Below are 20,615 nucleotides of genomic sequence, written 5' to 3' on the forward strand. Positions count from 1 at the left end.
CACGAGGTCGAGACGGTCGCATCGAGTGGGAACGGCCTACCGAGTTCCGGTTTCTACTACGGATGGCGGCAAACGTTCACCAACACAGGGATCACCAAAGGGCAGCGCAAAAGAGCAGTGTAGCCGAACACCACACCGCTGTCCACTCACGGTCCACAGCACCACTCACGACACCGGCAGGATCGCCCGGCGAGGGCGATCCGTCAACCCCGAACACCCTGCCCGAGGGTGCTCTCCCGTCGTGTTCCCCGTGGGTGGACGAGCGCGCCTGCCCCTGGCCCCTGGGGGATCTGGTGAGCCAACGGACATCCCGAAGGGTTCCCCTGTGTGCAACGGGTAAACACTCCGCCCGGACCCCGTCAAGAATCCCGGGACGGGAGATTATCGCGTCCAAGGGACAGTTCGCACATGCGCTCCCCACCGCCTCTGGCGGACCGACCCGACCAAGCTTGGCACATCCGAACCACCGCACGGCCACGGACACGGCGGCGTTCGCGACATAGGGGACGCAAGGCCCCGCAGAGGTGCTGCACGGCCCGGATCGGGCGGGGACGGGCGACCCTCGAACGCGAAGGCTCCTCTGCGCCGCTGAGCCGCCTGTGCGCACACGAACGCGGCCGCCCCTCCGGGAAAGGAAGGACGGCCGCGTGAGAGCAGACCTGCGGGCCTGTGCGGCCCGCGGGATACTACTTGAGGGTGACGGTGGCGCCGGCGCCCTCGAGGGCCTCCTTGGCCTTGTCCGCGTTCTCCTTGTTGACGCCCTCGAGGAGCGGCTTCGGAGCGTTGTCGACGAGGTCCTTGGCCTCCTTGAGACCCAGGCTCGTGAGGCCGCGGACCTCCTTGATGACCTGGATCTTCTTGTCGCCGGCGGACTCGAGGACGACGTCGAACTCGTCCTTCTCCTCCTCGGCGGCGGCGTCGCCGGCACCGCCGGCGGGGGCGGCGACGACAGCGGCGGCCGGAGCGGCGGCCTCGACGTCGAACTTCTCCTCGAAGAGCTTCACGAACTCGGAGAGCTCGAGGAGGGTCATCTCCTCGAACGCAGCAAGCAGGTCCTCGTTGCTGAGCTTCGCCATGGTGCGATCTCTCTTTCTCTACAGGACACGCGCACCGATCGGGCGCTGCGTGCGAGCCTTCGGCGGGCGGCCGCCCGCCGTGGTTCAGGGGGTTCTAGGCGGCTTCCTCGGTCTTCTTCTCCTCGAGGGCCTTCGCGAGACGCGCGGCCTTGAGGGGAAGAGCCTGGAAGACGGCGGCGGCCTGGCCCTGCTTGGCCTTGAGCGCACCGGCCATCTTCGAGAGAAGCACCTCGCGGGACTCCAGGTCGGCCAGCTTGGTGACCTGCGCGGCGTCCATCGTCTTGCCGTCGATGACGCCGCCCTTGATCACCAGGGCGGAGTTCTGCTTCGAGAAGTCACGCAGACCCTTGGCCGTCTCGACCACGTCGCCGTGGACGAAAGCGACCGCGACGGGGCCCTCGAGGAGGTCGGAGACCTCTTCGTCGATGCCCGCGTCCTTGATCGCGATCTTGGTCAGGGTGTTCTTCACGATGCGGAATCGCGCGTTCTGACCGAGGCCACGGCGGAGCTCGTTGAGCGCCGCCACGGAGAGCCCCCGGTATTCGGTCAGCACGGTGCCGTTGGCCTCACGGAACTCGTCCGCGAGCTCGGCGACCGCGGCTGCCTTGTCCGGCCTCGCCATGGGACTCCTTCCAACATTGTCGTCACCCCGCCCGACGGCGGAGCTGCCGACACCAGCTGTCTCCCACGGACTCGTCGCGATCGGCGTCAGCACGAGAAAAAGCCCCGAGCGCCAGGCGCACGGGGCACGACCTCGTCCTTCTCGGGTACACGTGGGCACCCCGGACGGGAAAGCTCTGAGTGACACCTGCGCGGGCGCCCATCTTCGACGGGTCCTTAGGCCGCCCCTGAGGGCGACGACCAGCGGTCTTCGGCAATATCCAACGGTACCCCACTCCCGGGGGTGCATCGCACGGCCCCGGCACGGTCACAGGGTCGCGCGTGCCACATACGAGAGGGCCCCGGCCTCTTCCGAACGGAAGCGACCGGGGCCCTCTGCGTCACAGCTGCGGCCTCAGGGCCGCGGATCCCGGGAGTCTCAGAACTCGAGCGGGATGGAGGGACCCATCGTCGTGGTGAGGGAGCCCTTCTTGATGTAGCGGCCCTTGGCGGCGGACGGCTTGAGGCGGTTCACCTCGTCCATCGCGGCCTGGTAGTTCTCCACCAGCTTGGCGTCGTCGAAGGAGCCCTTGCCGATGATGAAGTGCAGGTTCCCGTGACGGTCCACGCGGAACTCGATCTTGCCGCCCTTGATGTCGGTGACGGCCTTGGTCACGTCGGGCGTGACGGTGCCGGTCTTCGGGTTCGGCATCAGGCCACGCGGACCGAGCACGCGGCCCAGGCGGCCGACCTTGCCCATGAGGTCCGGGGTGGCCACGACGGCGTCGAAGTCGAGGAAGCCGTTCTGGACCTCCTGGACGAGGTCGTCGTCGCCGACGTAGTCGGCGCCAGCGGCGCGAGCCTGCTCGGCACGCTCACCGGTCGCGAAGACCAGGACCCGAGCGGTCTTACCGGTGCCGTGCGGCAGGTTCACGGTGCCACGGACCATCTGGTCCGCCTTGCGCGGGTCGACACCCAGGCGCAGGGCGACCTCGACGGTCGGGTCGAACTTGGCTGCGTTGGTGTCCTTGGCCAGCTTCACGGCCTCGGCGGGGCTGTAGAGCCGGTCACGGTCCACCAGCTCGCTGGCTTTGCGGTGGTTCTTGCTGCGCTTCACGCTTGTCTCCTATGCGGACGTGTGGTCACCGGGCCAGCGCCTGGCCCTGCCACGGTCGGTTCGGACGCGGTGCGTCCGTCGCCCCGGTGGAGATGCACCGGAGCCACCCGAGGGGGAGTTACTTGATCACGATGCCCATGGAGCGGGCGGTGCCCTCGACGATCTTGGCGGCGGCCTCGATGTCGTCGGTGTTGAGGTCGGGCAGCTTGGTCTGCGCGATCTCACGCACCTGGTCGGCGGTGATCGTGGCGGCCGTGGTACGCCCGGGGTCGGTCGCGGCCTTGTCGACACCCGCGGCCTTCAGGATCAGCTTGGGCGCCGGCGGCGTCTTGGTGACGAAGCTGAAGGAGCGGTCCTCGTAGATGGAGATCTCTACGGGGATGACGTTCCCGCGCTGGGCTTCCGTGGCAGCGTTGTACTGCTTGCAGAAGTCCATGATGTTGACGCCGTGCGGACCGAGAGCGGTACCGACGGGCGGGGCCGGCGTGGCCTGACCGGCGGGGAGCTGCACCTTGACGAGTGCTGCCAGTTTCTTCTTCTTCGGAGGCATATCGGGTCCTTTGCCTGATGTGCGGTGTGTGTCGGTCCCGTCCCCTCGACGGCACCGGGCGGCCGGGAGCCGCGGGGCGCCGCGCGCCGAAGGGGTGGTCGGCCCGGAGACGGGGTCTCGGGCCTCGGCCCACCGGGACCGGGCGGGCCTGGCGCGGCCGACAGTACGGGCACACGCCGGTGGGCCCATCCGAGGATGGACCCACCCAGTCTATGCCGCCCGGGGAGTGGCCCGGGTCGGGTCCGGCGAGACGCCGGACGGGATCAGATCTTGGAGACCTGGTTGAACGAGAGCTCGACCGGCGTCTCGCGGCCGAAGATCGACACCAGGACCTTGAGCTTCTGGGTGTCGGCGTTGATCTCGCTGACCGTCGCCGGAAGGGTCGCGAACGGCCCCTCCATGACGGTGACGGACTCGCCGACCTCGTAGGCCACGTCGGCACGGGCCTCGCCGCCGCCACCGCCGGCAGCGGCCGGGGCGCCGGCCTGCTGGGCCTGCTCCGGCTCCTCCTCCGGCTCGGGGGCCAGGAGCTTGGCGACCTCGGTCAGGCTGAGCGGGGCGGGCTTGTTGGACAGGCCCACGAACCCGGTCACGCCCGGGGTGTTGCGGATGGCCGACCAGGACTCGTCGGTGAGGTCCATGCGGACGAGCACGTAACCGGGCAGAACCTTCTCGGTGACCTGCTGGCGCTTACCGCTCTTGACCTCGGTGACCTCGTGCTCGGGCACCTCGACACCGAAGATGAACTCTTCCATGTTCAGGGACTGGGTGCGGCTCTCGACGTTGGCCTTGACCCGCTTCTCGTAGCCCGCGTAGGTGTGCACGACGTACCAGTCGCCGGGGAGAAGCATGAGTTCGGTCTTGAACTCCTCGACAGGGTCGAGGCGCGGGAGCTCGGGCTCCGCGTTCTCCTCGGCCTCGGTCTCGATGTCCTCGGCGGCACCGCTCAGTTCCGGGCTGTCGGCCTCGGTCGACTCGACCGCGTCCTCCGTCGGCTCGCCCGCCTGGCCGGTCTCTTCCGCCGACGACTGATCCGGCTCCTCTTCGGGGAAGTCGTCAGAGGTCAGTGGGGACTCGGACACGGCTGCTCTTTCTCTCGTCGGATCGCTGTGCGGGCCGACGCACGCCAAGCGCGCCTCGTAACCCAGTCCTGACAGCTTAAGGTCTCCGCGGGCAGCACGGGACCAGCACGCTCGTGTGAGATGCGGCGAATCGTCGGAGCGGGTGCTCCGGGTCAGGCGGAGGCGGCGCCGGCGCCGAAGGTGCCGTAGAGCCACGTGATGGCTTCACCGAAGGCGAAGTCCAGGAGAGAGACGTAGGCCAGGACCATCACCACGAAGACCATGACGACGATGGTGTAGGTGACCAGTTCGCGGCGCGTGGGCCAGCGGACCTTGCGCAGCTCGCCGACGACCTGCTTGGTGAAGGTCACCGGACCAGTGCGACGCGGCCGCTCCTCGTCGGGCTTGGCGTCGGCGTCAGTCTGAGTCACCTGAGGGTCCTTAGGGTCGCGGGCCGCTGAAAATCCCGGTGAGTTCGTCCCGGCCGGCCGAACGGCGCCAGTAGACGCCGCCCGACCGCGCGAGTACTTGCAGGGCAGGAGGGACTCGAACCCCCAACCGCCGGTTTTGGAGACCGGTGCTCTGCCAATTGAGCCACTGCCCTTGGGAGGGAAACTGCGCCCCACCATAGCTGGTCCTGACGGGGGTCGCACACCGTTACGTGTGCCACACAGCGCCGGGACCTTCCGACGGGGTCGAGTGTATGCCCTGTGTCTGCCTGAGGCCAAACCGCCTGCGCCCGCGGGCACGCACGTGGAGCACTCCGGCCCCGGTCACGAGCCCTTCCCGCCCGACCGGGCTCTCCGTGCACATGACAAACTGGAGGGCATGACTGAACGACCGCGTATCTCCGCACGTATCAGCGCCATCTCCGAATCGGCGACCCTGGCCGTCGACGCCAAGGCCAAGGCGATGAAGGCCGAGGGCCGCCCCGTCATCGGCTTCGGCGCCGGGGAGCCGGACTTCCCGACCCCCGACTACATCGTCGAGGCCGCTGTCGAGGCCGCCCGTCAGCCGAAGAACCACCGGTACTCCCCCGCCGGCGGGCAGCCCGAGCTGAAGAAGGCGATCGCCGAGAAGACCCTCCGCGACTCCGGGTACGAGGTCGACCCCGCGCAGATCCTCGTCACCAACGGCGGCAAGCAGGCCATCTACGAGGCCTTCGCCGCGATCGTGGACCCGGGCGACGAGGTCATCGTCGTGGCCCCGTACTGGACCACCTACCCCGAGTCCATCAAGCTCGCGGGCGGCACCCCCGTCTTCGTCACCACCGACGAGAGCACCGGCTACATGGCCTCGGTGGAGCAGCTCGAGGCGGCGCGCACCGACAAGACCAAGGTCCTGGTCTTCGTCTCCCCCAACAACCCGACCGGCGCGGTCTACCCGCGCGAGCAGGTCCGCGCCATCGGCGAGTGGGCCGACCAGCACGGCCTGTGGGTGCTCACCGACGAGATCTACGAGCACCTGGTCTACGGCGACACCGAGTTCTCCTCGCTGCCCGTCGAGGTACCGCAGATCGCCGACCGCACCCTCGTGGTCAACGGCGTGGCCAAGACCTACGCCATGACCGGTTGGCGCGTGGGCTGGATCATCGGCCCCAAGGACGTCATCAAGGCCGCGAGCAACCTGCAGTCGCACGCCACGTCCAACGTGGCCAACGTCTCGCAGGCCGCCGCGATCGCCGCAGTGGCCGGGGACCTCACCGCCGTCGAGAAGATGCGGGAGTCCTTCGACCGCCGTCGCCGCACCATCGTGCAGATGCTCAACGAGATCGACGGTGTCGTCTGCCCCGAGCCGCAGGGTGCGTTCTACGCCTACCCGTCGGTCAAGGGCGTGCTCGGCAAGAGCGTGCGCAGCCGTACCCCGCAGACCTCCACCGAACTGGCCGAGCTCATCCTCGAGGAGGCCGAGGTGGCGGTCGTTCCGGGCGAGGCCTTCGGTACCCCCGGGTACCTGCGCCTGTCCTACGCCCTCAGTGACGAGGACCTCACCGAAGGCGTGAGCCGGATCCAGAAGCTGCTCGCCGAGGCGAAGTAGTCCCGCTCAGGGGCCCGAGCCCCGGCACACACACGGACGCGTCCCGGTTCCGCCGGGGCGCGTTCGTCGTTTTCGGTCCCCTCGGGCCTCCCACATACGGCAGGCTTGGTGCATGGAGACACCGACCACCGCCCGCCGATTGGAGCGGCTGCCCAAAGCACACCTGCACCTGCACTTCACCGGTTCGATGCGCCACGAGACGCTGGTCGAGCTCGCCGACAAGAACGGCGTGCACCTGCCGCACTCGCTGGCCGAACAGTGGCCGCCGAAACTGCGCGCCACGGACGAGCGGGGTTGGTTCCGCTTCCAGCGCCTGTACGACATCGCGCGGTCGGCGCTGCGCACCCCCGAGGACCTCCACCGGCTGCTGCGCGAGGCCGCCGAGGACGAACGTGCCGCCGGTTCCGGATGGCTCGAGATCCAGGTCGACCCGGGCGGCTACGCGTCCCTGTTCGACGGGCTGACCGCCACGCTGGAGCTGATGCTCGACGCCGCCGCGGCCGCCCACCGGGACACCGGCGTGCACATCGGCCTGATGGTGGCCGCCAACCGCACCAAGCACCCCCTGGACGCGAAGGTCCTGGCCCGCCTGGCCCGCCAGTACGCGGGGCGGGGCGTGGTCGCCTTCGGCCTCAACAACGACGAGCGCCGGGGGCGGGCCCGCGAGTTCGAGGGGGCCTTCCGCATCGCCAAGCGCGCCGGCCTGATCTCTGCCCCGCACGGCGGGGAGTTGGGCGGCCCCCGCAGCGTGCGCGAGTGCCTCGACGAGCTCGGCGCGGACCGCGTGGGGCACGGGGTGCGCGCGGTCGAGGACCCGTACCTGTTGGAGCGCATCGCCACCCAGGAGGTCACACTCGAGGTCTGCCCGACCTCGAACGTGGGCCTGGGTGTGGTCGACGAGCTCGAACAGCTGCCGCTGCGGCGCCTCTACGACGCGGGCGCGCCGATCGCGCTGGGCACGGACGACCCCCTGCTGTTCGGGCCGCGCCTGGTGGAGCAGTACGAGATCGTGCGTTCGGTCTTCGGGTTCACCGACGCGGAGCTGGCCGAGCTCGCGCGGATGTCGATCCGGGGGTCGGGGGCGCCGGACTGGCTCAAGAAGGACCTGCTGGCCGGTGTGGACGGCTGGCTCGCCACGGAACCGGGCTGAGCTCCGGCCGGGTCAGAGCAGGGCGAAGGCGCCCTGGGCGAGCATGACGGCACCGGCGACGAAGAAGAGCACGGCGGCGCCGATGCGGATCGCCTTCTCCGGCAGCTTCTTGCCGAGGGCCGCCCCGATGGCGATGGCGATCGCGTCGGCGGCGACCATGCCGATGGTGGAACCGATCCACACCGGGAACCAGTGGTGCTGCGTGCCAACGGTGATGGTGGCGAGCATGGTCTTGTCTCCGAGCTCGGCGACGAAGAAGACGAGGGCGACCGTCATGAACCCCGATCGGATGCGGCGGGAGGCGGCGCGTTCCTCGTCCTTGTCGTTCATCTCGTCGCCGCGCAGGGTCCAGGCGCCGAAGCACAGGAACGCGAGGCCGGCAGCGAAGGTGAGCCAATCGGTGGGGATCGCCGCCCCCAGGACCTCGGCGATGAAGACGCTCCCCAGATGCACCACGGCGGTCGCGGCGGTGATCCCGAGGAGCACCGTGAGAACTCGATAACGCGTGGCGAGGGACATCGCGACCAATTGTGTCTTGTCGCCCATTTCTGCGACAAAAATGGCGATGGTACTCACCACGAGCCCGGTCATGAACGCTGTCATTCTTCCCCTCGATCGATTCACGGCGGGGCGAGAGACGGCGCGGACGCCTCTTCGACCCGGGCGCCGTACATGCGCCGGGCCGAAGGTCTCGTCCGCCCTGCCTCGCCGGGCGAGGGCTCGCGCGACCGGGCCGCTCTCCTTGCTTCAGCAGGCCGGTGTGTCGATCACGCGGATTGAGGTCTACTCCCCTTCGGTGCTCGCCACTTTATGGCAATACCGCGGGAAAGGGCAATTCATGGCCACATCGAATTGTCTCGGCAAGAGGGTCGAATAAAAAAGTTCGCCGCACCCAACTCGAGAATTGGGTGCGGCGTGGAAAGGTTGTGGTGTCCGTCGCGTCAGGTGCCGCCGCTAGAGCGAGACACCCACCATGACGGGTTCGTTCACCAGGCGGACCCCGAAGGCCGCCTCGACCCCGGCCCGCACCTCGCGCGCCAGGGCGAGCAGGTCCTCGGTGGAGGCCCCGCCGGGGTTGGTCAGGGCCAGAGTGTGCTTGCCGGAGATGCGGGCGGGACCGTCGCCGTACCCCTTGGCGAACCCGGCCTTGTCGATGAGCCAGGCGGCGGAGAGCTTGATACCGCCGTGGCCGTCCGGGTGCCCCGGGACCGGCACGTCCGGACCCAGGCGCTCGGCGGCACGATCGCGCACAGCCTCGAAGATCTCCTCCGACACCACGGGGTTGGTGAAGAACGAACCGGCGCTGCGGGTGTCGGGGTCGCCCGCCTCGACGACCATGCCCTTGCCGCGCCGCAGGCCCAGGACGGTCTCGCGGGCGCGCTCCAGCGGCACCCGCTCACCGGCGTCCACGCCCATGGTGCGGGCGACCTCGGCGTAGGCGACCGGACGGCTCAGCTCGGAACGGTGCAGCGCGAAGACGACCTCGCACACCAGGTACCGGGGATCGCCCTTGAAGACGCTGTCGCGGTAGGTGAAGCCGCACTCGGCGTTGGTCATGGTGCGCAGCTCGCCCGTACGCCGGTCGTGCACCAGCACCTCGCGCACGGTCTGGCTCACGTCCTGGCCGTAGGCGCCCACGTTCTGGATCGGCGTGGAACCCACCCGCCCGGGGATCCCGCTCAGGAACTCCAGACCGCTGAGGCCCTCGGCGACGACCTGCTCGACCAGCGGGTCCCACTCGACCCCGGCCTGGGCGCGCAGCAGCACCACCGGCTCGCCGGTCTCCGGGTCGGTTCCGGCCTCCTCGAACTCAACACCCCGGGTGTCCGCGTGGACCACAGTGCCGGGGAACCCGGAGTCGGCCACGACGAGGTTGCTGCCCCCGCCGAGGATCAACACGGGCTCACCGGCCTCGTCGGCCGCACGCACGGCGGCGACGAGCTCCTCGGTCGTGCCGGCCCGCAGGAAGGTCTTGGCGGGCCCGCCCAGGCCGAGCGTGGTGTAGTCGGCCAGCACGGGCCGGTCGTCGAACGTGGACACCTCAACCACCTCTGTCGAAACTGTCAGGACGCGAGCCGGACCAGGGCCTTGGACTGCACGAGGACCTTCGCGCCGCCGGAGCGGGCGGTCAGGAGCACGTTCACGGTCCCGTCGTCGTTCTTGGACTTGACCTTGCCGTCCACCGTGATCTCGGCGCCCTCGTCGTCGTCCGGAACGACCACCGGGGCCGAGAACCGCACCGAGTAGTCGATGAGGCAGCCCGGGTCCCCGGTCCAGTCGGTGAGCACCCGCGCGGCCTCGGCCATGGTGAACATGCCGTGCGCGATCACGTCGGGCAGGCCGACGGACTTGGCGAAGCGCTCGTTCCAGTGGATGGGGTTGAAGTCCCCCGAGGCGCCCGCGTAGCGGACGAGGTCCAGGCGGCGGACCGGGAAGGTCTGTTCAGGGATCTCGGTGCCGACCTCGACGTCGGCGTGGCGCAGCCTGCTCACGCTGGTCTTCCTCACGAATCGCTGGGGACGGTGGTACGGCCGGTTCATGCTCCGCGCACGACGAGCATCATCGTGGCGGTGACCACGTGCTCGCCGCTCCGGTCCGAGGCCTCGGTCTCCAGGGTCAGCAGGTCGTTGCCGCCCAGGGTCTTGATGCCGGTGATGCGCGTGACGCTGGAGAGCACGTCCCCGGCGAGCAGGGGGCGCGAGTAATGGAACCGCTGGTCGCCGTGGACCACGCGGGAGAAGTCCACGCCCAGGTCGGGGTCGGCGACGGCCTGCGCTGAGCCGGCCATGCCGAGGATCACCGGGAAGGTCGGCGGGGCGACCACGTCGGCGTACCCCAGCGTGCGCGCCGACTCCCGGTCGACGTAGGCGGGGTTGGGGTCGTTGATCGCCTCGGCGAACTCCCGGATCTTGCCCCGGGTGACCTCGTAGGCCTCGGGTGCGGGGTACTCCCGGCCGAGGTGGTCAGGGTTGATCGCCACGGTCTCCCTCTCCTGGGTCGGTGCCAACGCCCGGCACGCACGAAACAGCCCGGTGAGCGTCTCGCTCACCGGGCTGGAAGTCTAGGCGAAGTCCGTGGTGTGCGGACCCGCCTCCCGACCGCGCTTCACACGCGGCACTCGCACGACCTAGCGGGTCTCGCGGTGCTCGTTGTGCTTGCGGCAGTTCGGGCAGAACTTGCTGATCGAGAGCCGGTCGGGGGTGTTCCGACGGTTCTTGCGCGTGATGTAGTTACGGTGCTTGCACTCCTGGCAGGCCAGGGTGATCTTCGGCCTCACGTCGGTGGCAGCCACTTCGGAGTGCCTTTCTCGCTGGAAACATGACTAACACGCAGTGGAACACTGCAGAGCACCCGCGAAGACCCCTGGTGTTCTTCGGCAGTTCCAGGGGTCGGCAGGTTCGTAGCGGGGGCCGGACTTGAACCGACGACACAGCGATTATGAGCCGCTTGCTCTACCGACTGAGCTACCCCGCCCCGATCTCACGGGGTTCGGGACCTGGATTCGGACCCTCCCCGGATCGGTCGACGGCTTGCGCCGACCACCCACCTGAGTGGATCGGACCTCATCAAGTGGTGGAGCCCCTTTACGGAATCGAACCGTAGACCTTCTCCTTACCATGGAGACGCTCTGCCGACTGAGCTAAAGGGGCGCGCTGAATGGGGCTTCCTCTCGTCCGCCCCGGGGGCGTTGCCCCCTTGCGCTGATTAGAACTATACAGGTCTCAGGGGGTGGTCTGCCAAATCGGTTGGCGCCCACCCCGGGGAGATCCTGTGCCGCGACCGCCCCGGGAGGCATGAAAGCCCTGATCATAGCGGTTTTCGGGGTCTCCTGAGGCCGCCCGCGGGGCACCTGAAAAGCCCCGAATGTGACCCAGGCCGCGCGCCCGGGACGGCTCACGGCCCCTCAGCGCCCCTCGTCGAGCCACACGTTGGACATGGCGTCCCGGTTGATGGTGCGGATCGAGGCGGGCAGCCCCAGCCTCTGCATGGCGTCCGGCAGCCGGGTGTCGTGGGTGAAGACGATCAGCTGCCGGTACCGGCCCGCGTCCGCCAGGACCGAGGCCAGCCCTTCCACCGTCTCGGTGTCCATCGCCTGCACGGGGTCGTCCAGCACGAGGAACCCGAACGGGTTGCCCTCCACCAGGGCGCGCGGCAGGCAGATCGACAGCGCCAGCGCCTGGAACTCGCCCTGGCTCAGCAGCCCGGGCGCGCTCGTCTGGTCCTCGACCCCGTCCACCGCGACGTCGACCTCGACCCGGCGCCGGACCCCGCGGCCGATGAGGCGCATGCCCTGCAGGTCGATGTGGCGTTCCTGCCGCAGGCGGTACCAGACCTGTTCGGCCTGGGCGGCGACCGGGCCGAGGCGTTCGGCGCGCAACTCGCGTGCGCGCTCGGACAGCCACTCGAGGGCCTCCTCCGCCGGACCCAGGGTCTCCCTCGCCCCGATGGCGTCCTCGGCGTCCTCCAGCCACTCGGAGAGGCGTTCGGCGAGCTCGGCCCAGCCCCCGGTGGGGTCCTCCAGTCGTTCCCCCGCGTCGCGGCGCGCACTGATCGCGGCGGTGCGCAGTTGCCGTCCGACCGCCTCGATGTGCTCGGCGAGCTCGGCGAGGTCGGTGATGGTGTTGCCGGACTCCCACAACGCCCACACCTGGCCGAGCTCGCTGTCGGCCGGCAGCCAGGACGGCATCGGCGAGAGCAGGAACCGGGCCTGGTCGCGGGCGGCCGAGGCCCGCTCGTGTGCGGCCTCGGCGGTGGCGGCCTGGGGGCGCAGGGCCCGCACCTGGGCCTTGGCCTTGCGCACCCAGTCCGGGCCGAGGGCCCCGCTCGCCGAGCACGTGGGGCAGGTGGTCTCGGTGGGGTGGCGTTCGTGGTGTTCCAGGGCCTGTTCGAGCAGGTGGACGACGCCGTACGCGTGGTCGCCCTTGGTGCCGGCGGCCATGGCCAGCTCCATGGAGGCCCCGCGCAGTTCGTTGACCACGTCGGCGATCACGACCCGTTCGGGGACGCTGAGGCGGCGCAGCCGGCGCAGGACCACGTGCTGGGCCGGGTCCGCCGGGCCGTCGTCGGCGGCGATACGGCGCAGTTCGGCGAGGTCGAACTGCGGGGCGGTGAGCAGGGACACGGCCCGCTCGGCGCGGGGGTCGTCGGAGGTGCGCAGGGCCTCCAGGAGTACCCGGAGGTCGCGGGAGGGCCGGTCGCGGCGCTTGGCGAGCCCGTCGCAGACCCGGGCGAGGCGGCGTTCGGCCTCGGCGAGGTCGGTCAGGCCCAGGAGCGCGGTGAGGGTGTCGTAGAGCTCGGCGGCGCGGCCGGTGACCGTGCGCCCCAGTTCGTCGTAGGAGAGGAAGGGACGGTAGCGCACCAGGTCCTCGCCCCAGTCGAGGGAGCGCAGGCGGGAGACCTCGCCGTCGGGGCGCACGACCTCCCCTCGGGCCGACCGCACGCTCTCGCCGGTCCACCGGCGGGTGATGCGGGTGGGTGCGCTGTCGCCGGCGAAGTGGATGTCGACGCTGGCCTCGGTGCGGTCGTCGAAGTGCAGGTTGCGCCATCCGTCGCGCCACCCGGTCGGCATCGCGTCCCAGCGCGGGTTGCGCCCGGTCAGCGCCGCTTCGGCCGCCTCGGCGAAGCTGGACTTGCCCGATCCGTTGCGCCCCACGATCACGTGGAGGCCGGGGCCGGTGGGGAAGGTGAGCTCCGCGGGACGGCCGATCCCGCGGAAGCCCTGGACACGGATCCCGGTCAGCTGCGAGGGCGGGGCCCCGCCCTGTTGCCGAGCCCCGGATCCAGGTGCGGGCTCGGGCATCTCGCGGCCGTCGAGGACCGCGGAGACGGCTTCGTCGCCCCACAGCGCCGCCCGTACCCAGTCGCGTGTGCGGCGGGACAGCCCCGACCGCTCCAGCGCCGACAGCAGCACCTCCACGGTGGGGTCCTCGACCGGCGGGGTCCCGTCGCCGTCCTGTCCGTCCCGGTCGAACGTCTCGGGCTTCCGAGCCACCTGCGCCACCCCAGCTCCGTTGTCGCTTCGCACCAGCAGACTAGGACAGTGGTGGACGAAGAGTGCGTGGTGTCAGGGAACCCGTCGCCGTCCACCCGCGACGCACGGGGGCACGCGCACCGGACGGGTGAGGTGATTCACGCGCCGACCGGCAGCTCCCCCGGCACGGGTCAGACCCCGACGAGTCTGCGGCGGCTCCCGTCCCACGTGAAGTGCAGGGTCGCGATCCCGGGCACGTTCGGGTCGCGCAGGCACTCGTAGATGTTGAGGCTGGGCACGCTCGGGAAGCAGCCCCAAACCCGTTCGGACGTGAGAACGAAGTCCAGGTCCAGCTCGACCAGGAGCCCGAGCAGGCGCCCGTGTGTGGGTTCGTCGACCTTGGCGAAGGCGTCGTCCAGCAGGATCAGCCTCGGCGCCCAGGGTGCCCGCGCCGCCAGGGCGTCGAAGTGGGCGGCGGCCGCGGCGAACAGCACCAGGTAGGCCACCACGCGCTGCTCGCCCTGGCTCAGGGCGGTGCGGTGGCCCAGGCGGCGCTCGTCCCCGCTGCCGTCGGTGACGTAGACCGTGAAGGCGAACCAGGAACGGTAGTCCAGGGCCGCGCGCAGCTGGGCCCCGCCGGTCGCGGTCGGGTCCAGGCGGCGGATCGCCTCGATGCACCGGCGCAGGGCGTCGCGCAGGCGGGTCGTCTGCACGCGGGTGCGCTCCTCCGGCGGGGTGGCCAGCAGCGGCACGACCGCTTCGATGTCGGCGCCGGCGTCGGGGGCCAGGCGCCAGTCGAGACGGACCCCGAGCCCGGCGGAGGTGGTGACGTCCTTGAGCACGTCGTTCATGGTGCCGATGAGGGCGCGCGCCTCGTCGATCTGGCGGGCCAGGTGGCCGGCGAGCTCCCCGAGCAGGTGGCGTTCGAAGGCCTCCTCCTCGGCCACGGCGACGGTCTCCTCCGAACGTTCGAAGGCGGCCGAGAGGCGCTCGGCGTAGGCGGTGACGTCGTGGTCGCCGTCCTCGTCGTGCACGGTGATGCGCTTGAGTCCGCGGGGTTCGGTGAGCTCGGTGCGCGAGTGGGCCCACGCGGCCGTGGTGAGGCGCTCGTGGAGGCTCTCGCGGCTGTTGAGCACGGCGCTGTCGTCGACCTCGGGGGCGTCCTCCTGGGCGGCGAGGTCCTCCTCCAACAGGGCGGTGAGGTTCTCCAGGAGCTCCAGGCGGGCACGCGGGGCGGCGGTGGCCTCCGCCCCGCTGTCGGCCTCCTCCCGCGGCTGCAGGTAGGCGGCGAGCGGGGAGTCCTCGGCGGCGAGGCGGTCGAGGCCGGCGGCGCCCAGCAGGACGGTGTCGGGGACCTCGGCCCGTCCCTCCCCCGCCGCAGCCAGGGAGGCGGCGAGCGTGTCCCCGGCGGCCAGGGCGCGGCCGATCTGTTCGTTGAGCTCGCGTCCGGCGATGTCCAGTCGGGCCTCGGCCTCGACCCGGGAGTCGCGGGCGCGCTGGGCGTCGCGCTCCAGTTCCGGGAGGCGGCGTTCGGCCTCCTCGGCGCGGCCCTGCACCTGGGAGCGGGCCGCGTCGAGCTGTTCCCCGGCGACCGAGCGGGCGCGGTCGCCGAGCTCGACCTGGCGGCGCACGGTGATCATGTCGTCGATGGCGTTGCCGCGGGCGTCCTCGGCCACCACCCGGGCATCGCGGGCGCGGCGCCAGGCGGAGACGTGGCGGTCGTGCCCGGCGAGGTCCCGGGCGAGCACGTCCAGGGACCGCAGGGCCGAGGTGAGCAGGACCCGCAGGTGGTCGAGGGCGCGCAGGGTGCTGTCGATCTCGGCACGGCCGGTGGGCAGGCCGTGTTCGGCGGCGCCGGTGCGCAGGCGTTCGCGGGTGGCGAGGAGCTCGGCGCGGGCCTCCTCCTCGGCGTCGCGGGCGGCGTCGTGGGTGCGGCGGGCGGCGGCGACGTCGGCGCGGGCCACGTCGAGGGTGGTCCAGGCGCGCACGAGTTCGCTGGAGTCGGGGAGGTCGCGGGAGACGCGCAGGAGTTCGGCGTAGGAACGCTCGACCGCCCAGCGCCGTTCGCCGGCCTCGGAGAGCAGCGCCTCGGCGATGGCCATGCGGCGGTCGGTGTTGGCGCGCACCCGGTCGCGGCCGCGCTTGCGGGCGGCCTCGCCGATGTACTCCGGCTCGCTCTTGAAGTGGGCGCCGCTGAGCACACCCAGGCGCCAGGTCCCGGTCAGGGACACGGAACTGACGGTGGCGACGGAGGCCTCGCGGCGGTGCTTGGCCTCGGTGTCCTCCGCGCCCTGGCCCGCGGCCTGCAGGGACACCGACGCGAGCAGTCCCCGCACGGCGTCGGCGCTGACACCGTGGCCGGGGGCGGGCACGGGCACGAGCACGTCGAGGAGGGTGCGCCCCTTGGCCTGGCGGGCGGGGCTGAGGACGAGGTCGCGGGTGGAGGGGTCGTACAGGTGGCCGTCGGCGCGCAGCCAGGCGGTGAGCAGCCCTCCGGCCTCCAGCGCGGCCTCGAGACCTGCCTGTTCGCGGGTGCTGAGGCCGTCGGCGAAGTCCACGGCCAGGTGGAAGGGCAGGCCCTCGCCGTCGGGTCGGGGCGCGGTGGCCCAGCCGGGGCGGGCCGGGGCGGGGTCGGACTCCCCCGCGCGGCGGTCGGCAAGCTCGGCCAGTTCGTCGGACAGGCGACCCTCCTCGCCGACGGCGACGTCGCGGCGCGAGCGCAGTTCCTCGAGGAGGGGGTCGACGGTGTCGTGGGCCAGGCGTGCGACGGTCTCGGGGACCTCGGGTTCCAGGACCCGCAGCGCGTCCGACAAGGGGAGTTCGACGGAGGCCTCCAGTTCGTGGATGGCCTCCCCCAGGGCGTGGGCGTGGCTGTGGTCGCGCAGGCGGGCGGTCCAGGCGCGCACCCCGTCGGCGTAGGCGGCGCTCTCCTCGCGCAGGGCCTTGACCGCGTTCTGCTCGCGGGCGTGTGCGTGTTCGACGGAGGCCTCGGCGGCCTCGGCCTCGCTGGTCAGGGCCAGGACCCGGCGGTCGGTGGCGGCTTCCTCGGAGGTGAGGGCGGTGAGGTGGTCGGCCTGTTCGGCGCGGCGGACCGCGGCGGACATGGTTCCGGTGAGGTGGTCGTGGAGGGTGCCCAGGTGCTCGCGCATCGTGTCGGTGTCGAGGCAGTCGACGGGCGCACGCTCGACCGCCTGTTCCAGGCCCTGGAGGTCGACGCGGGTGGTGCTCTCGCGGGGGGCGAGGGAGGCGGTGGCGGGTTCGGGGACCCGGCCGAGTGCGTCGGTGTCCAGCCCCGCGGCCCCGGAGGCGCGGACGGCCTCGGCGTGGGTGCGGGACAACGATTCCAGGGCGCGGCCGACGTTCCCGGAGTCCTCCACGAGGCGTTCCACGCTGTGGCGTTCGGTGGTCTCGGCGTGCTCGGCGGCGGCCCAGGCGGCCTCGGCGGCACGGATGTAGGCGTTGACGGCGGCGTCGTAGGCGCGGCGCTGCTCGTCGGAGGCGGCCCCTCCTCCACCGGCGCCGGCCAGGGTCGTGTCGTCGGCGCGGGCGGTGTCGCGGGTGCGGCGGGCCTGGTCGCGTTCCTCGGCGACCTGGCTCTCGGCGGTGACGAGGCCGTCGAGTTCGCCGCGCAGCCGCTCGGCCTCCTCGGAACGGCGGGTGCAGGCCTCCAACTGTTCGCGGACCCCGGCGGCGCGCTCGCGCAGGGCGGTGACGAGGTAACCGTGGTAGTCGGCGAGGAAGGCCTCGACCGCCTCGCGGGTCTCGGTGAGCGCCGCCTTCTCCTCGCGGGCCTGTTCGAGGTCGGCGATGTTGCGGGCGACCTCGTCCAGGACGGTCTCGTCCATGGGCGGCAGGGCCTCGGAGAGCACGCCGACGAGCTCGCCGGCCTCCAGGCGGTCACCGATGGTGGGGCGGCGGAGCCGGTAGAGCAGGTGGATGAGGTTGCGGTACCGGATGGGGTCGTCGATGCCGAACAGGTCGCGCATGACCCGGTTGCGGTAGGCGATCGCGCTGGTGAAGCAGTTGTCGGCGCCGAGTTCGGACCGCAGGCGGTCCACGGGTTTCGGACGGCCGTCCACGACCAGCTCCAGGTCGTGGCCGACGCGGCGGTCGGTGACGAAGAAGACGCAGCGCGGGTCGGACTCCCCCACGGCGGTCACGGCCGCGCCGAGCGTCAGGTGGGTGGGCGGTGCGCCCTCGCGACCGGGTTCGCCGGGGCCGGAGGTGTGCGGCTCGGCGGTCTCGGCGCCGTCCAGGCCGCGGTCGCCGCGTTCGGTCGTGAACTCGACCCACAGGTAACCCAGGCGGGTGAGGGGCCCGGCCTCCTCGACGGCGTCGCCCGTCGTACCGCCGTCCTCGTCGGAGGCTCCCTCGTCCTGCTCCTCGGGGGCGTCGCCGAGCAGGTCGGGGCCGCCGTCGCCGTCCTCGGGGGCGCGGGCGCGGGGGTCGTCGGCCATGAGCCAGCGCAGGCTCGTGCGGTTCGTGCCGGTGGTGTCCAGGCGCCGCGGGTCACCGTCCAGCAGGAACGGCAGCAGCATCTCCAGCGCCTTGGACTTGCCGGCGCCGTTGCGGCCGCGCAGCAGAAGACGCCCCTCGGCGAAGTCCAGGACGTGGTCGTCGTACTGCCAGACGTTGCGGATGCCCGCTCGTTCGAGGCGGTAACGCGGGGTCCCTCGGGTCGGGTCGACCGGAGCCGCCGCCGGGGCCTCACTGGTCTCCTGGGTCACCACTGGTCGCGCTCACCTTCTCGTTCGCCACCGTCTTCGTCATTGTCCTGGATCAGGGGGACCCGCGTGTCCGTCTCGGCCCCGTAGCGGGCGGCCGCGGCGGTCAGGCGCCGCTCCCCCGGCCCGCCGCGCAGGAGCCCCCAACGGCGCAGCAGGTCGGTCACGAGGACGGGCATGCGGTCGGGGTCGGGGACCTCCGGGCCGGCCGTGCGCTCCCACTCGGTGCGTTGCGGTGTCCCGGCCCCGGTCAACGACCCCAGGGCGGCCTGCAGTTCCCGTTCCGGAACGGGGACCGAGGTGGCGGGCCGGCCCGGCGAGCAGCGGCCGGACAGGTGCACCACGAGGTCGAGCGCCACACGTGCCACGGGGTCCTGCGCGGGGAACCCGGGGGCACCGGAGGCCTCGTCCGGCATGACCAGTGCCACACCCTCGGCGCGGATCTCGGTCTCGCACCCCAGGAGGTTGCGCAGCGCGGCGGCGGCCCTCCACTGGTGGGCGGCGAGGCGGTCGCGCTGGCGGTCGGTGAGGTCCTCGCGGAACACGGCGGCGTCCTCGGCGAGCATGCGGCGCAGTGCGGTCTCGCCGGCCTGGTCGCCGTCGGGGTCGCTCTCGTCGGCCTCGGCCAGGAAGGTCGCGGGGTCCTCGCCCGGGCGCGGCAGGTGCGCCGCCACGGAGCGGACCGCCATGGTGTGCGGACGCAGGACCACCTCGGCGGAAGGGTCGGCCACGTGGTCGGCGACGGCCCCGGAGACTTCGGAGACCGCGCCGAGCCCCACCAGGTGGCGCAGGGCGGCCCCGAAGGCACGGCGTTCACCCGCCCCGCGCGCGGGGTCGGCGTCCACACCGGCCTCGCGGGCGGCCTCGCGCACGGAGCCGGCGAGGTCCTGCACGGTCGTGTCGCCGTGCGGCTCGACCAGGACGGCGAGGAGGAGCGCGAGGTGGGTGTGCGTGCGCGGCGTGAACCGGGCACCTCCGGCCCGGCGGAACGGTTCGGGAAGGCGCGCCCCGGCCCCGCGTTTGTGCAGGCGGGCGTGGTCGTCGGCGACGGTGAGCCGGTACCCGAGCACCCGCTGGAAACGCTGGATCAACCACTCGGCGTGGGCGCGCACGAGGGCCAGGTCGGCGGGGTCGGAGCGGTCGGTGAGCAGGGGTCGGGCCATCAGGGCGCGCGCGGCGGCCTGGCGCTCGCCGATGAGGGCGGAGTCCTCGATGTAGGGGTCCATGCTCGTCATCCCCGTTCCTGGCCGCGGGGCCGGTGTGTGGAGATCTCGATGGGACCGGTGGTCTCGCCGTCCGGGTCCGGTCCGGGGAGGCTACCGGTGACCGGGGGATCCTCGACAGGGGCGGACGGATCCTCGTCGGAGGGGCTGCCGGTGGTCGCCGGGTCGGGAGCCGGGTCGGGCGCGGGTTCCCGGTCCTCCGCCTCACCGGGTTCGTCTGCCCCGGCGGGTTCGCCCGGCTTTTCCTCAACCCCGCCGTCATCGGCCCCACCGACGGGGGTTTCGGTCGGCTCGGGCCCCGGCAGCGTTCCGGGGTCGGTCTGTCCGTAAGGGGTCGCGTACAGGCGCAGATCCTGAAGGGCCAGGTCGCCGCCCTCGCCGGAGACCGTCACGGACGTGCCCGGGGACGGCAGCACGTGCAGGCGCAGACCGAACTCCAGGTCGCCCGCGTGGGTCGCCCGCCCGGACGCGTCACCGCCGGCCAGCGCAGCCGTCAGGAGTTCGGTGAGGACCTCCATGCCCGCGCCCGTGAGGTCGAGCTGTGCGTTCCGGCCGGTGGGTTCGGTCAGCAGGGAACGGATCTGCTCCGCCCCGGTGCGGCGCCAGTGCGCGGAGGACTCGGCGGCGTCACGCAGGCGGGCCTGCTGGGCGCGGTGGTCGCGGGCCGGTTCGGGGCGGCGGTTGCCGGGGCGTTCCACGACGGTGGAGAGGTCGGGGTCGGCCTGCCACCAGCTGGTGGTCGCGGCGACCGTACCGTCCACACGTCCGTGCAGTTGGCGGGCGGGATCGAGCGCGTACACGCCCGAGGCGAGCGCGTCGGCGCGCTCCGGCCCGGCCTCCTCGAACCACGCGGCCAGGCGCAGCAGCGCCGCACGGCCGTGTCGGGGCGCCGGCGTGCTGCCGGGGCCCGGTGCGTCGTCGGCGGGGTTGTCCGTCCACTGGTTGATGCCCACCTTCAGCAGACTAGAGACCCCGCGCACTCGCCACGCCCGTTTCGGCCGGTCCGGGGGCGGGCTGGGAGCCCCGGCCACCGCCGCTGAGCAGGTGTTTTGTGTTTTTTGGAAGATTGGCGGTTTCCGGATCCGGTGAACGAGGCCAAGGTCACG

The 20,615-nt window shown here is 71.7% G+C and carries 17 protein-coding genes and 3 tRNA genes; 2 read left to right on the forward strand and 18 right to left on the reverse strand.

Going from position 1 to position 20,615, the window contains the following annotated elements; genetic code table 11:
- Nucleotides 1–686: 686 nt before the first annotated feature.
- The 7 genes from rplL to IDM40_RS17005 form a co-directional block, all read right to left on the reverse strand.
- Nucleotides 687–1,076 (reverse strand): 50S ribosomal protein L7/L12, encoded by a 390-nt coding sequence (rplL, locus tag IDM40_RS16975; RefSeq protein WP_193122986.1) that lies wholly within the window; start codon nt 1,074–1,076, stop codon nt 687–689.
- A gap of 94 nt (nt 1,077–1,170) precedes the next feature.
- On the reverse strand, nt 1,171–1,698 hold the full coding sequence (rplJ, locus tag IDM40_RS16980) for a 50S ribosomal protein L10 (RefSeq protein ID WP_193122987.1): 528 nt from the start codon (nt 1,696–1,698) through the stop codon (nt 1,171–1,173).
- A 417-nt stretch (nt 1,699–2,115) separates the two neighbouring features.
- Nucleotides 2,116–2,793 carry a 50S ribosomal protein L1 gene (rplA, locus tag IDM40_RS16985; protein WP_193122988.1) on the reverse strand — a complete coding sequence of 226 codons (678 nt, stop codon included), beginning with the start codon at nt 2,791–2,793 and terminating at the stop codon, nt 2,116–2,118.
- A 118-nt stretch (nt 2,794–2,911) separates the two neighbouring features.
- Nucleotides 2,912–3,343: a 50S ribosomal protein L11 gene (gene rplK, locus IDM40_RS16990; RefSeq protein WP_193122989.1), complete on the reverse strand. Its 432-nt coding sequence runs from the start codon at nt 3,341–3,343 to the stop codon at nt 2,912–2,914.
- Nucleotides 3,344–3,606: 263 nt separating this feature from the next.
- Nucleotides 3,607–4,425, reverse strand: a complete 819-nt coding sequence (nusG, locus tag IDM40_RS16995; protein ID WP_193122990.1) for a transcription termination/antitermination protein NusG — start codon at nt 4,423–4,425, stop codon at nt 3,607–3,609.
- A 152-nt stretch (nt 4,426–4,577) separates the two neighbouring features.
- Complete coding sequence (secE, locus tag IDM40_RS17000) at nt 4,578–4,835, reverse strand: preprotein translocase subunit SecE (protein WP_193122991.1); 258 nt, start codon at nt 4,833–4,835, stop codon at nt 4,578–4,580.
- Between the two features lie 100 nt (nt 4,836–4,935).
- Nucleotides 4,936–5,008: transfer RNA gene (locus IDM40_RS17005), tRNA-Trp, on the reverse strand.
- A 224-nt stretch (nt 5,009–5,232) separates the two neighbouring features.
- Here IDM40_RS17005 and IDM40_RS17010 point away from each other — a divergent pair.
- Complete coding sequence (locus IDM40_RS17010) at nt 5,233–6,441, forward strand: pyridoxal phosphate-dependent aminotransferase (protein WP_193122992.1); 1,209 nt, start codon at nt 5,233–5,235, stop codon at nt 6,439–6,441.
- Between the two features lie 112 nt (nt 6,442–6,553).
- Nucleotides 6,554–7,591, forward strand: coding sequence for an adenosine deaminase (locus IDM40_RS17015; RefSeq protein ID WP_193122993.1), 1,038 nt, complete (start codon nt 6,554–6,556; stop codon nt 7,589–7,591).
- Nucleotides 7,592–7,603: 12 nt separating this feature from the next.
- Here IDM40_RS17015 and IDM40_RS17020 read toward each other — a convergent pair whose 3' ends face one another.
- The 11 genes from IDM40_RS17020 to IDM40_RS17070 all read right to left on the reverse strand — a co-directional run bounded on the left by IDM40_RS17020 (nt 7,604) and on the right by IDM40_RS17070 (nt 20,462).
- Nucleotides 7,604–8,194 (reverse strand): TMEM165/GDT1 family protein, encoded by a 591-nt coding sequence (locus tag IDM40_RS17020; RefSeq protein WP_193122994.1) that lies wholly within the window; start codon nt 8,192–8,194, stop codon nt 7,604–7,606.
- A gap of 351 nt (nt 8,195–8,545) precedes the next feature.
- The gene (locus IDM40_RS17025; protein WP_193122995.1) at nt 8,546–9,631 is read right to left on the reverse strand and encodes a UDP-N-acetylmuramate dehydrogenase; all 1,086 of its coding nucleotides are present in this window, start codon (nt 9,629–9,631) and stop codon (nt 8,546–8,548) included.
- A 23-nt stretch (nt 9,632–9,654) separates the two neighbouring features.
- Nucleotides 9,655–10,083, reverse strand: coding sequence for a MaoC family dehydratase (locus tag IDM40_RS17030; protein ID WP_193122996.1), 429 nt, complete (start codon nt 10,081–10,083; stop codon nt 9,655–9,657).
- A 44-nt stretch (nt 10,084–10,127) separates the two neighbouring features.
- Nucleotides 10,128–10,571, reverse strand: a complete 444-nt coding sequence (locus tag IDM40_RS17035) for a MaoC family dehydratase N-terminal domain-containing protein (protein WP_193123032.1) — start codon at nt 10,569–10,571, stop codon at nt 10,128–10,130.
- Between the two features lie 147 nt (nt 10,572–10,718).
- The gene (rpmG, locus tag IDM40_RS17040; RefSeq protein ID WP_193122997.1) at nt 10,719–10,883 is read right to left on the reverse strand and encodes a 50S ribosomal protein L33; all 165 of its coding nucleotides are present in this window, start codon (nt 10,881–10,883) and stop codon (nt 10,719–10,721) included.
- Nucleotides 10,884–10,992: 109 nt separating this feature from the next.
- A tRNA-Met gene (locus tag IDM40_RS17045) sits at nt 10,993–11,065 on the reverse strand.
- Nucleotides 11,066–11,165: 100 nt separating this feature from the next.
- Nucleotides 11,166–11,241, reverse strand: a tRNA-Thr gene (locus IDM40_RS17050).
- A 254-nt stretch (nt 11,242–11,495) separates the two neighbouring features.
- Complete coding sequence (locus IDM40_RS17055; RefSeq protein ID WP_193122998.1) at nt 11,496–13,592, reverse strand: AAA family ATPase; 2,097 nt, start codon at nt 13,590–13,592, stop codon at nt 11,496–11,498.
- 161 nt (nt 13,593–13,753) lie between these two features.
- A complete protein-coding gene (locus IDM40_RS17060; RefSeq protein ID WP_193122999.1) occupies nt 13,754–18,292 on the reverse strand; it encodes a TIGR02680 family protein in 4,539 nt (1,512 codons plus the stop codon).
- Entirely contained in the window at nt 18,286–19,521 is a 1,236-nt protein-coding gene (locus IDM40_RS17065) for a TIGR02678 family protein (protein WP_193123000.1), read from the reverse strand. Before IDM40_RS17065 ends, IDM40_RS17060 begins: the two co-directional genes overlap by 7 nt.
- Nucleotides 19,518–20,462: a DUF2397 family protein gene (locus IDM40_RS17070; protein WP_193123001.1), complete on the reverse strand. Its 945-nt coding sequence runs from the start codon at nt 20,460–20,462 to the stop codon at nt 19,518–19,520. The genes IDM40_RS17065 and IDM40_RS17070 overlap by 4 nt, the downstream gene beginning before the upstream one ends.
- Between the last annotated feature and the right edge of the window lie 153 nt (nt 20,463–20,615).

The sequence above is a fragment of the Nocardiopsis coralli genome, assembly GCF_014892575.1.
GTDB classification, from domain to species: domain Bacteria; phylum Actinomycetota; class Actinomycetes; order Streptosporangiales; family Streptosporangiaceae; genus Nocardiopsis; species Nocardiopsis coralli.

Bases quoted from the DNA above. Each gene is read 5' to 3' on its own strand.
- rplL (WP_193122986.1), bottom strand. From the start codon at position 1,076: ATGGCGAAGCTCAGCAACGAGGACCTGCTTGCTGCGTTCGAGGAGATG.
- IDM40_RS17065 (WP_193123000.1), bottom strand. From the start codon at position 19,521: ATGACGAGCATGGACCCCTACATCGAGGACTCCGCCCTCATCGGCGAG.
- IDM40_RS17010 (WP_193122992.1), top strand. From the start codon at position 5,233: ATGACTGAACGACCGCGTATCTCCGCACGTATCAGCGCCATCTCCGAA.
- IDM40_RS17015 (WP_193122993.1), top strand. From the start codon at position 6,554: ATGGAGACACCGACCACCGCCCGCCGATTGGAGCGGCTGCCCAAAGCA.
- rplK (WP_193122989.1), bottom strand. From the start codon at position 3,343: ATGCCTCCGAAGAAGAAGAAACTGGCAGCACTCGTCAAGGTGCAGCTC.
- rplJ (WP_193122987.1), bottom strand. From the start codon at position 1,698: ATGGCGAGGCCGGACAAGGCAGCCGCGGTCGCCGAGCTCGCGGACGAG.
- IDM40_RS17020 (WP_193122994.1), bottom strand. From the start codon at position 8,194: ATGACAGCGTTCATGACCGGGCTCGTGGTGAGTACCATCGCCATTTTT.